This window comes from Bauldia sp. (assembly GCF_020442045.1).
Taxonomy (GTDB): Bacteria; Pseudomonadota; Alphaproteobacteria; order Rhizobiales; family Kaistiaceae; genus Bauldia.
In genome coordinates this window covers 1-11,691 of the sequence record NZ_JAGRLA010000035.1, presented here as the reverse complement: position 1 = coordinate 11,691, position 11,691 = coordinate 1, and the positions used below count along the sequence as shown (strand labels likewise).

At 65.8% G+C, this 11,691-nt stretch carries 10 protein-coding genes and 1 pseudogene; 8 read left to right on the top strand and 3 right to left on the bottom strand.

Annotated features, from left to right (window positions below; all coding sequences use genetic code 11):
• Positions 1-15: 15 nt before the first annotated feature.
• The gene (locus KDJ86_RS04260) at positions 16-693 is read right to left on the bottom strand and encodes a GntR family transcriptional regulator (protein ID WP_291743361.1); all 678 of its coding nucleotides are present in this window, start codon (positions 691-693) and stop codon (positions 16-18) included.
• A gap of 139 nt (positions 694-832) precedes the next feature.
• On the opposite strand from KDJ86_RS04260, the gene KDJ86_RS04255 reads away from it, so the two are divergent.
• The 8 genes from KDJ86_RS04255 (at position 833) to KDJ86_RS04220 (ending at position 10,213) form a co-directional block, all read left to right on the top strand.
• A complete protein-coding gene (locus KDJ86_RS04255; protein WP_291743360.1) occupies positions 833-1,966 on the top strand; it encodes a sugar ABC transporter substrate-binding protein in 1,134 nt (377 codons plus the stop codon).
• Positions 1,967-2,076: 110 nt separating this feature from the next.
• Entirely contained in the window at positions 2,077-3,618 is a 1,542-nt protein-coding gene (locus KDJ86_RS04250) for a sugar ABC transporter ATP-binding protein (RefSeq protein WP_291743358.1), read from the top strand.
• Entirely contained in the window at positions 3,615-5,702 is a 2,088-nt protein-coding gene (locus tag KDJ86_RS04245; RefSeq protein WP_291743356.1) for an ABC transporter permease, read from the top strand. The genes KDJ86_RS04250 and KDJ86_RS04245 overlap by 4 nt, the downstream gene beginning before the upstream one ends.
• An 18-nt stretch (positions 5,703-5,720) precedes the next feature.
• The gene (locus KDJ86_RS04240; RefSeq protein ID WP_291743353.1) at positions 5,721-6,521 is read left to right on the top strand and encodes an SDR family oxidoreductase; all 801 of its coding nucleotides are present in this window, start codon (positions 5,721-5,723) and stop codon (positions 6,519-6,521) included.
• Positions 6,522-7,469, top strand: a complete 948-nt coding sequence (locus tag KDJ86_RS04235; RefSeq protein WP_291743350.1) for a 3-hydroxyacyl-CoA dehydrogenase — start codon at positions 6,522-6,524, stop codon at positions 7,467-7,469.
• Between the two features lie 16 nt (positions 7,470-7,485).
• Positions 7,486-8,418, top strand: coding sequence for a 3,5-dioxohexanoate:acetyl-CoA acetone transferase (kce, locus tag KDJ86_RS04230; protein WP_291743348.1), 933 nt, complete (start codon positions 7,486-7,488; stop codon positions 8,416-8,418).
• A gap of 12 nt (positions 8,419-8,430) precedes the next feature.
• Entirely contained in the window at positions 8,431-9,303 is an 873-nt protein-coding gene (locus tag KDJ86_RS04225; RefSeq protein WP_291743345.1) for an SMP-30/gluconolactonase/LRE family protein, read from the top strand.
• A gap of 31 nt (positions 9,304-9,334) precedes the next feature.
• Positions 9,335-10,213: an SMP-30/gluconolactonase/LRE family protein gene (locus KDJ86_RS04220; protein ID WP_291743342.1), complete on the top strand. Its 879-nt coding sequence runs from the start codon at positions 9,335-9,337 to the stop codon at positions 10,211-10,213.
• A gap of 216 nt (positions 10,214-10,429) precedes the next feature.
• Here KDJ86_RS04220 and KDJ86_RS04215 read toward each other — a convergent pair whose 3' ends face one another.
• Both KDJ86_RS04215 and KDJ86_RS20630 read right to left on the bottom strand, forming a co-directional pair.
• Complete coding sequence (locus KDJ86_RS04215; RefSeq protein WP_291743341.1) at positions 10,430-11,290, bottom strand: NYN domain-containing protein; 861 nt, start codon at positions 11,288-11,290, stop codon at positions 10,430-10,432.
• Positions 11,291-11,482: 192 nt separating this feature from the next.
• Positions 11,483-11,596 (bottom strand): annotated as a pseudogene (locus KDJ86_RS20630) (IS1 family transposase); the annotation flags it as partial.
• Between the last annotated feature and the right edge of the window lie 95 nt (positions 11,597-11,691).

Here is an 11,691-nt window from a genome sequence, read left to right as displayed (position 1 = left end):
GCCGCGGCGGCCGCCCTATCCGAGCAGCGTCGCCAGGATATCGTAAGCGTCGTTGATGTCGGCGGCCATTGCCTCCCGCGCCGAATCCGGGTCGTGGCGGCCGAGCGCTTCCGCCATGCGGCGATGGTTGGCATTGGCAGCGACGTAGTTGCCGGAGCCGCGCAGCAGGTTGAAATACGGGCTGATCTGCAGCCAGACGATCTCGATCAGCGAGACCAGGGTCGGCGATTGCGACGCCTTATAGGCCCCGAAATGGAAGGATCGGTTGGCCTGGAGGAAGTCCCTGGCGCTGCTCGAGGCGATCGCCCGGTCCATGCGCTCGAGGTCGACATCGAGGCTGGCCAGGGCATCCTTGCCGATGCTGCCGGCGGCCCAGGCGATCGCCGAGCCTTCGAGCTCGATACGGACCCTGCGGAGGTCGTTGAGCCGTTCGAGTGACAGCGGCGGGATCCCCATCGACCGTCCCGACACCACGGTCAACGCCTTTTCCGCGGTCAGCCGCTTCAGCGCCTCGCGGACCGGCATCGTGCTGACGCCGAAGGAATCGGCGAGGCTCTGGATGGTGACGAGTTGCCCGGGGGCGATCCCCCCGTCGAGGATCAGGCCGGCGACCTGATCGTAGACGCGCTGCTGCAGGGTATCCCGGGCCAGCGGTTCGACCTGGATGTCCAGCTTGTCGACCGTGGATTCCATGCCTCCTCCGTCGGTTGGTGTCAGAGCATCGCAGCACTTCTAGGCGTCACGATCCCATCTTGCACGATCTTTGACATTTGATCTATGATCAAAACGGAGGTTTGGCCGCGAGCGTGGCCAAAAAACAGGGAGGAACTGCATGAGACTCGCTTCACGGACTATCGGCACTGCCGCCGTCGCGGCTCTGCTCCTTGGCGGAGCGGCGCTGACCGGCACATCGGCCCAGGCCCAGGACAAGTACAAGATCTTCCTGAGCATGAGCTACATCGGCAACGACTGGCAGGCCGAGGCGGCGAACATGGTGAAGGCCATGGCGGCCGCGCCGGGCATGGCCGACAAGGTCGACCTGCAGGTCCAGGTCGCCGGGCCGAACGCCCAGCGTCAGATCCAGCAGATCAATGCCATGGTGCAGCAGGGCGCCGACGCGATCGTGACCTTCCCGATCTCGCCGACCGCGCTGAACCAGGTGGTCAAGAACGCCTGCGACAAGGGCGTCCTGGTCTTCGCCTATGACGCCGAGATCACCGAGGAATGCGCCTATAACGTCCATATCGACCAGAGCGAGGCGGGCCGCATCCCGGCCGAGTGGCTGGTCGAGCAGCTCGGCGGCAAGGGCAATATCGTCCTGGTGACCGGCGTGCCGGGCACTTCGGTCGACACCCAGCGCACCGCCGCCGCGAAGGAAGTCTTCGCCAAGCATCCCGACATCAACGTCGTGGGCGAGGCGGTCGGCATGTGGTCGCAGGCCGTGGCCCGCACCGAGTTGTCGAAGATCCTCGCCACCCATGACTGGGACGAGATCGACGGGCTGTGGATGCAGGCCGGCTGCTACACCGCCAACGCCATGCAACTCGAAGCCGGCAAGACGCCGGAGGGGCTGCTCCCCTGCGCCGGTGAGGGCTCGAATGGCGGCCGCATCCAGATGCTGTCGCCGGACACCGAGGTCGAAGGTGCGGCAAGCCCCTATGCGCCGCTTGGCGCGCCGCGCATCTCCTACGCCTCGCCGCCCTATTCGGGTGGTCTCGCCCTGAAGCTGGCGGTCCAGAAGCTCGACGGCGGCGACGTGCCGAAGCTCACCGTCCTGCCGCTGCCGATCGTCACCAGCGAGACGGTCAAGCTCTGCGTCGAAGGCACCTGGGAAGAGATGAAGGCGGGCTGCAATGCGTTCCAGCCATCGATCGTCACCAATCCGGGCTGGTTCGCCTCGATCTTCTCTGAAGAGACCCCCGAGATCGGCCTCAACGCCGCTCTGGTCGGTCAGCCGGAACTCTGATCGCGACTCACGAACCGGAGGGCGGCGTGCGCGCCGTCCTCCCATCCATCCGGAATGAAACACCTTGAAATAGCCAGCGGCCGCGCCGACGGCCGGCGAAGGGAGGGGTGATGACGGAGGCTGGCGGCGCCCCCGCGGTGGCGGTCGAAGGGCTGCGCAAGGCATTTGGCGCCACGGTCGCCGTTGACGATGTCAGCTTCGAGATCGCGCCCGCGACCGTGCATGCCCTGCTCGGCGAGAACGGCGCCGGCAAGTCGACCATCGTCAAGCTGCTTTCGGGCCTGATCGAGCCGGACAAGGGCCGCTTCGAGGTCCATGGCCGGCCGAGCCGCCTGCGTTCGCCGCGCGCCGCCCATGCCCTCGGCATCCAGACCGCTTTCCAGGAGATGACCCTGGTCCGCGACCTGACCGTGCTCGACAACATGCTGATTCCCTACGCGCCGGTCGGGCCGACCGCGATGATCCGCCGTCGCTCGGCCGAGGCGGAGGTCCGCGCCCATCTCGATTCGCTCGGCTTCTCGGTCAACCTGCGCGACGAGGTCGGCGACCTCGACCTCGCCCTCCAGCAGAAGATCGAGATCGCCCGCGCGATCTACCGCAAGCCGAAGATCCTGCTCCTTGACGAGCCGACCTCGACGCTGGCCGGCCGCGACGTCGACTGGCTCGGCGAGGTGATCGCCCGGCTCAAGGCGCAAGGCACGACGGTGGTCTTCATCTCCCACCGCATGCGTGAGGTGCGCGCCTTTTGCGACAAGCTGACGGTGCTGCGCAACGGCCGCCACATCGCCACCGGCTCCATCGCCGATTTCACCGATACCGAGATCATCGAGATGATCATCGGCCGGTCGATCGCCCAGACCTTTCCCGCCCGGCCGGAGACGACACCGGACAAGGCGGAGGAAGTCTTCGCCGTCGACGGTCTCTCGGCCGGAACCAAGCTCCGCGACGCGAGCTTCTCGCTCCGCAAGGGCGAGATCCTCGGCGTTGCCGGCCTCCAGGGCATGGGCCAGCTCGACCTCTTCCTCGCCGCCTTCGGCATGCGCGAGATCAGCGCCGGGGGCCTGCGCGTCGACGGCCGGCCGGTGACCATCGCCTCGCCGCGCGACGCGATCCGGCCGAATATCGCCCTCGGCCTGCTGCCGGAGGACCGCAAGACCGAGGCGCTGTTCCTCAAGCTCAACGGACGTCACAACGTGTCGCTGCCGGTCATCGACCGTCTCAGCCGCGGCGGTCTCATCGATACGGGGCGGGAGCGGGAGGCGGTGCAGCGGGTCTTCGACCGGGTCGAGGTCGACCACCGGGCGCTGTGGACCCGGGTCGGCTCCTTCTCGGGCGGCAACCAGCAGAAGATCGCCGTCGCCAAGTGGCTCTTCGCCGAGAGCCGGACCCTGCTCCTTTTCGACCCGACCCGTGGTATCGACGTCGGCACCAAGCATGAGCTCTATGTGCTGATGCGGGCTTTCGCGGAGCTCGGCGGCTCGATCCTCTTCCATTCCACCGAGATCCCCGAACTGGTGCATCTCTGCGACCGGGTGATCGTGCTCTATGCCGGGCGGATCGTCGCCGAGATCGCCGCCGACGATCTGTCGGAGCACGCCATCATGCGGGCGGCGCTCGGCGCGGACACGGCCGGGACGGAGGCGGTGGCATGAGCGCCTCGGCGTCCTATGATCGTGACGAGGGACAACGCAAGCGCGGTCTCGACATTCGTTTCAACCGCTTCCGCGGGCTGGCGACGGCGGTCGTCGTCTTCGCCATCCTGCTCTTTGTCGTCGACCTGATCAGCGCCGGGCCGCTGAGCTATTTCGACATCAGCTTCCTGTCGAGCGGCGGCGCGACGCTGGCGCTCGCCGCGGTCGGCGAGACCATCGTCATCCTGTCCGGCGGCTTCGACCTGTCGGCCGGCGCCGTGCTGTCGCTGGTCAATGTCGTGCTGGCGACCAGCATGGACCCGATGAACTTCGAGGCCAATGTCCTGCTGTGGACGCTGGTCGGCATCGGCGTCGGCATGGGGATCGGCGCGGTCAACGGCTTCTTCATCGCCTTCGTCCGCCTGCAGCCGATCGTCGTCACCCTCTCGACGATGTTCATCATCCAGGGCGTGACGCTGCTCATCCTCGACAAGCCCGGCGGCTTCGTTTCGCCCTCGATCGGCGGTTTCTATCTCGGCGACCTGGTGCCGAACTGGATCCCGATGCCGATCGCGCTGCTTGTCGTCGTCGGCTTCTTCTGGCTGTGGATGAAGCGGACGCGGTTCGGCACGGCGATCTATGCCGTCGGCAGCGATCCGCATGCCGCCGCCTCGGCCGGCCTTCGCGTCGCCTGGACGCGTTTCTTCGTCTATGTGGTGGCGGGCGGCTTCTACGGCCTCGGCGGCGTCTTCATCAGCGCCCAGACCGGTTCCGGCGACCCGCTGGTCGGCAATCCGCTGCTCCTGTCGATCTTCGCGGCGGTGGTTGTCGGCGGCACCCGGCTCGGCGGCGGCAAGGGCGGCCCGATCGGCTCGATCTTCGGCGCCTATATCCTGATGATCGTCGTCAACATCCTGCTCGTCCTCAACGTCTCGGCCTATTATTCGACGATCGCCGAGGGCGTCATCCTGCTGCTCGCGGTGCTCGCCGGCTCCATCTCGCGCGACTCGGAGCTTGCCCGCCAGATCCGCGGTGCGGCGACGCGGATCGGCGCCTGGCGCGCCGGCATGCTGCCCTCCCAGATCGGCGGCGGCGACCGGCGGCTGTCGATGACCGACGTGACCCGGCCGGAATCGCGGACCGGCGAAGCGCCATCCTTCTGGAGCCGCCACGGCGAGGCGCTCCGCTATGCGCTGCCCGCCTATGTCGCGATGGTGCTGGTCGTCCTCGTCACCCAGTTCTGGCTTGGCAACGCGATCTTCAACTGGACCTACTGGAACTCGCTGATCGTCCTGTCGAGCTTCCTCGCCATCCTGGCGCTGGGGCAGGGCACGGTGATCCTCACCGGCGGGCTTGACCTGTCGGTGCCCTGGACGATCGGCTTCTGCGGCATCCTTCTCGCCGGCATGGTGCAGGGATCGGACGCGGCGCTGGTCTATGCGCTTCCGGTCGTGATCCTCGTCGCGGTGGTCATCGGTCTCGTCAACGGCCTTGGCATCGTCTGGCTGGGGCTCTCGCCGATCGTCGTGACGCTCGCCACCAACGGCGTCCTGCAAGGGGCGGCGCTGCTCTATTCCGGCGGCACGCCGGCCGGCTTTTCCTCGCCGATGCTGCGCGCCTTCATGACCTCGAAATTCCTCGGGATCACCCCGGTCGTCTATTTCATGGTCGCCTTCGTCATCTTCGCGGTGGTCTTCCTGTCGCGCACCTCCTTCGGCCGGCGGGTCTACGGCATCGGCAACGGCGTCCGGGTGGCGCAGCTTTCCGGGATCGCGGTCGGCCGCACGCTGGTCGGCGTCTACGTGCTGTCGGCGGTCTGCTCGGCGCTGGTCGGCATCCTGCTGACCGGCTTTTCCGGCCAGGCGAGCCTCGGCATGGGCGACGACTATCTCCTGCCCTCGATCGCGGTCGTCGTGGTCGGCGGGGCCTTGATCACCGGCGGCCGCGGGCATTACCTCGGAATGCTGGGCGGCGTCCTGCTGCTCACCGCACTCCAGACCCTGCTTGCCGGTACCACGCTGCCCTACGCCACCCGGGCGATCATCTACGGAGTCGTCGTCCTCGGCGCGGTCATCGCGCTCCGCGACCGGCGGGAAACGAGTTGACAGTAAGGATTGAATGCCATGACTGAAGCGGCTGCGAGCAACGACCTTGCGGCGGGAATCGCCGGGCAGCGCGTCCTGATCACCGCCGGCGCAGGCGGCATCGGCCTCGCCATCGCCGGCCGGCTCGCCCGTCACGGCGCGCGGATCTTCGTCTGCGACGTCTCCGACGAGGCTCTCGATGCCTTCGGGCGCGACTTTCCCGATGCCGGCCGGATCAAGGCCGATGTCTCCGACGACGGCGATGTCGACCGCATGTTCGCCGCCGTCGCCGACACGCTCGGCGGCCTCGATGCCCTGATCAACAATGCCGGCATTGCCGGTCCGACCGGCGGCGTCGACGAGATCGATCCGGCCGATTGGCGCCGCACCCTCGATATCTGCCTGACCGGCCAGTTCCTCTGCGCCCATCGTGGCGTGCCGATGCTGAAGGCGGCGGGCGGCGGCTCGATCGTCAACATGTCCTCGGCCGCGGGCCGTCACGGCTACGCGTTCCGGACGCCCTATTCCTCGGCGAAATTCGGCGTCATCGGCTTCACCCAGAGCCTCGCCAAGGAGCTCGGGCCCGCCAATATCCGGGTCAATGCGATCCTCCCCGGCATTGTCGAGGGGCCGCGCATGACCGGGGTCATCCGCGCCCGCGCCGAGCAGGTCGGGGTGTCCTATGAGGAGATGGAGGCGGAATATCTCTCGCGGGTGTCGCTCCGCCGCATGGTGAGCCCGCATGACGTCGCGGCGATGATCGCCTTCCTGCTTTCCGATGCCGGCGCCAATGTCTCGGGCCAGTCGCTCGGCGTCGATGCCAATGTGGAGACCCTGTAGATGTCGAAGACCGCGATCATCGGCTCCGGCTTCATCGGCCGCGCCTGGGCGATCACCTTCGCGCGCGCCGGCCACGACGTCGCCCTATGGGACAACGACAGCCAAGCCCCGCGGCGGGCGATCGACTTCATCGCCGGCGTCCTGCCCGATCTGAAGGCCAACGACCTGCTGATGGGGCGCGAGCCGGACGACGTGCTGGCCAGCATCCGCGTCGAGGACGATCTCGAGGCCGCGCTGGCCGGTGTCTCCCATGTCCAGGAGAACACGCCCGAGACGGTGGCGATGAAGAAGGAGATCTTCCCCCGCCTCGACGCGGCGGCGCCGGCGGATGCCTCCATCGCCAGCTCCAGCTCGGCGATCCTGCCCTCCCACTTCACCGAGGAGCTCGAAGGCCGCGCCCGCTGCCTCGTCGTCCATCCGATCAACCCGCCCTATCTCATTCCGGCGGCCGAGGTCGTCCCGGCGCCATGGACCGCGCCGGAGGTGGTCGAGCGCGTCCGCGACTTCCTCGTCTCCTGCGGCCAGGCGCCGATCGTCATGAAGCGCGAGCTCGACGGCTTCATCATGAACCGCATGCAGGGCGCGCTGCTCGAGGAGGCCTTCCGGCTGGTCGCCGACGGCTATGCGACCATCGAGGACGTCGATATCGGCATCCGCGACGGGCTGGCGCTGCGCTGGTCCTTCATGGGGCCGTTCGAGACCATCGATCTCAACGCGCCGGGCGGCATCCGCGATTATGCGATCCGCTACCAGGGCATCTACGAGAATCTCTTCCCCCAGATGCAGCGCCGCGTCGACTGGGCCGGACCGGTGATGGACGTCATCGAACGGGACCGCCGCGCGAAATTGCCGGAAAAGGACCTGGTCAGGCACCAGGCCTGGCGGGATCGGCGGCTGATGGCGCTGGCCGCGCACAAGCGGCGCGCCGCCAAGGATATCAGCGAGTAAGCGAGGAACAGGGAAAATGGCAGCCAAGGACAAGGTCATCATCACATGCGCGGTTACCGGCGCCATCCACACCCCCTCGATGTCGCCCTACCTGCCGATCACGCCTGAGGAGATCGCCGACGCGGCGATCGGCGCGGCGGAGGCCGGCGCGGCGATCGTCCACCTTCATGCCCGTAATCCGGAGAACGGCCAGCCCGACCAGTCGCCGGAGGCCTTCGCGCCCTTCCTCAAGGTGATCAAGCAGCGCTCCGGCTGCGTGGTCAACATCACCACCGGTGGCGCGCCGACCATGGCGATCGAGGAGCGCGTCCGCCCGGCCGCGACCTTCAAGCCGGAGGTCGCCTCGCTCAACATGGGCTCGATGAATTTCGGCCTCTACCCGATGCTGAAGCGCCAGAAGGAGTTCAAATACGACTGGGAGCGGCCCTATCTCGAGGAATCGGTCAGCCGCATCTTCAAGAACACCTTCGCCGATATCGAATACATCCTGTCGACCTGCGCCGAGAACGGCACCCGCTTCGAGATCGAGTGCTACGACATCGGCCATCTCTACACGCTCGCCCATTTCGCCGACCGCGGCATCGTCAAGCCGCCCTTCTTCGTCCAGTCGGTCTTCGGCATCCTCGGCGGCATCGGCCCGCATCCGGAGGACGTCGCGCATATGAAGCGCACCGCCGATCGCCTGTTCGGCGACCAGTATCGCTGGTCGGTGCTCGGCGCCGGCCGGAACCAGATGGCGATCGCCGCCCAGGCGGCGGCGATGGGCGGCAACGTCCGTGTCGGTCTCGAGGATTCATTGTGGAACGGTCCCGGCGAGCTCGCCAGGACCAATGCCGACCAGGTGGCCCGCGTCCGCAAGATCATCGAGGGCCTCGGCAAGGAGATCGCCACCTCCGACGAGGCGCGCGAGATCCTCGAGCTCAAGGGCGGCGACAAGGTGGCGTTCTGAGGGGAGGGGAAGATGCTGAGGATCGAGGTCCTGATCGAGGACAAGGACAGCCTCGGGGAGGGGCCGCTCTGGGATGTCGAGGAGCAGCGCTTCTACTGGATCGATTCCTACGGCCCGGCGGTCCATTCCTGCGACGCGGCCGGCCGCGACGTCAGGCATTGGCGGCTGCCGGAGCCGGTCGGCTCGATGGCTCTGCGGCAACACGGCGGCGCGGTGGTCGCGCTGCGGAGCGGCTTCCACTTCCTCGACTTCGGCACCGGCGCGGTGACCCGCATCAACGAGACGCAGCCGGGCGAATTGCGGCCGCGCCTCAATGACGGCAAGGTCGATCGCCGCGGCCGCTTCATCGCCGGCTCGATGGATTTCGAGGAGCGCGACGGGGTCGGCAAGCTGTTCCGGCTCGATCCCGACCTGTCGCTGCATCTCCTCGACACCGATATCGTCGTCTCCAACGGGCCGTGCTGGAGCCCCGACGACAAGACCTTCTATTTCGCCGACTCGATGCGGAAGGTCATCTACGCCTACGACTATGACATCGAGACCGGCAACCTCCTCTCGCGGCGTACCTTCACCACCTTCGACAAGCTGCGCGGGTTTCCCGACGGCGCGACGGTCGACGAGGAGGGATACCTGTGGAGCGCCGAGGTCTATTCGGGCCGCCTGATCCGCTTCGACCCGAACGGCGTCGTCGACCGCATCGTCGGCCTGCCGGTGCAGTCGACGACCAGCGTCATCTTCGGCGGCCCGAATCTCGACATCGCCTATGTCACGTCGATGGCCCGGCCGATGGGCAACGCCTATCACTTGGAGCGCGAGGCCGGCTGCGTCTTCGCCGTCCATGGGCTCGGCGTCCGCGGCCTGCCCGAGCCGCGCTTCGCCGGCTGACCGATAATCTGATTGGGGAAAGGACAACGCCATGCGCATCGAGGTTCTGGTCGACGTCAAGACGACTCTCGGGGAAGGACCGCTCTGGGACGTCGAGCAGCAGCGGCTCTACTGGATCGATTCCTTTGACGGCCGGGTCTTCCGCTCGACCCATGACGGCCGCGAGATCCGGGCATGGGACGTGCCGGAGAAGATCGGCTCCATCGCCATCCGCAAGGACGGCAACGGCGCGATCTGCTCGCTCGCCAACGGCTTCCATACGCTGGACTTCGGGACCGGCGACGTCGAGCTGATCCACGATCCCGAGCCCGGCAAGGACGCCAACCGGATCAATGACGGCAAGGTCGACAGGCGCGGCCGTTTCGTCGCCGGCTCGATGGATACCCAGGAATCGGGCCCGAACGGCGCCCTCTACCGGCTCGATCCCGACATGTCGGTCCACAAGATCGACGACGGCATCATCGTCTCCAACGGCCCGTGCTGGAGCCCGGACGGCAGGATCTTCTATTTCGCCGATTCCTGGTCGGGCGAGATCTGGGCCTATGACTACGACCTCGACACCGGCGGCGTCTCCAACCGCCGGACCTTCACCAAGGTCGATACCTCGGAGGGCGGCGCCGCCGACGGCGCGACCGTCGACAGCGAGGGCTATGTGTGGAGCGCCGGCGTCTATGTCGGGAAGCTCTATCGCTACGCGCCGGACGGCACGGTCGACCGGGTGATCGACATGCCGGTCAAGAAGGTGACCAGCGTCAATTTCGGCGGGCCCAATCTCGATATCCTCTACGTCACCTCGATGGCCAAGCCGCCGCTGCCGCGCTTCCCCGGCGACGGCGTGCTGCGCGGCAGCCTCTTCGCCATCCACGACCTCGGCATCACGGGCGTTCCGGAGCCGCGTTTCGGCGGCTGACGGAGCCGGTTCGGTCATCCGGGCAGCTGGCGCACCCGGTTGGCCGAACCGGGCCGGGTTTTTCCCGCGACTGTCGGGTAGTGTCTCAGTTTGAAATTTGGGGATATGGGGGCATCTCGCCGTGGGAAAATTGGCCCCAATAATCTGGTGGGATTATTCGGCCACAACGTTCCAATTTGAACATTATGCCGGGCCTGCGTAAGTCACCTAGGGGGACTAAGAAAGCCGGTTCTGGACCGCTTTTTGAAATGCTGCCCGCGCTTGTCGCATCTCATCCCGTTCCAGGTTCCTACCAATTGCGTCCCGGCACTTTGGCAGTAGCCTCCGGTCAAAATCGGACGGCACTCCTCGCTCGGTTTCCCAATAAGTGGCGATACCCTGAACATCGGTCGTACTCAAACCACCCACAAACGCTTCGACCGCGACAGTGATAGCGGCTCCAATATCGGCCACTGAAGCTTCAACCGATGCGACCGCCACCGCTACAACCTCAGTGGTTGTCACCTCATTGCGTATTTCGACTTGGGGCTGAGGGTCCCGGATTGAAATAAAGCGCGCAACCACGTTCTCATCCCACTCAGTAGTGGTGTCGGCCTCCTGCAGAAGTTGATGCGACTGTGATCCCCTTGCTGGCGTGATGCCCAACAGATGAACCCGAACTCCATAATTCTGCGCGATCTGTACGCCGACACGCACGTCTTCGTCGCCAGAAAGTAAAATTGCGTCGCTGACAGATTTGAGTCGCGCGAGCTCGATGAGGTCCGTTACGATTAGAGAATCCACTCCCTTCTGCTGGCCTGAACTATTTACAAATCCCAGCCTGAGCTTCACATCGTCCAGGTTTGCGAGTACGGCCTGGTCGGTCGTAGGGCGCGCGCCTCCGATGGCGCCATCGTACCAATAAATTCTAAGTAGCTTACAATCTGGGGCTTTTTCTGCAGCCAACGCCTTGAGCGCCGCTAACGCCTCTGGGGCATCCAAAACCACGTTCGCTCTTGGCTTCTTACTGCCGGTGACGGCAGCGCTCCCTTGAGCAAAAAGGTAGCCCGCGTCAACGAAAACAGCGATGCGATCCATATGGATGGCTCACAAATAGCAAGGGCTCCCGCAGGAGCCCTTTTATGCCGTTGTGGCCTCTATAGCGTAGCAGGACACAACGGAGTGCATATCAAGTGGCATAGGTAGGTCTCTGATTCAAGAGAAAACTACAGATGCAATTCGCTTAGATAACACAACACTAACCCAGTTGTTCCGCTCACATAAGGTCCTTTAAGCGCGCTTGCGGTACGGCCCCCGCTTACCCGGCTTCGGCGCGCGAGCGTCGATCAGTACCACGACGTCTTCCATCGACCAGAGGCGATCCATGACGCCAGCGACTGTCGCAACATCTTCGCAGTTCTCGTGATATGAGGCTGCCATGCGCATTGCCGTCTTCTTCACGCCCCCCCGCGATCATCCATTGACCGTTGCCGCCGCCG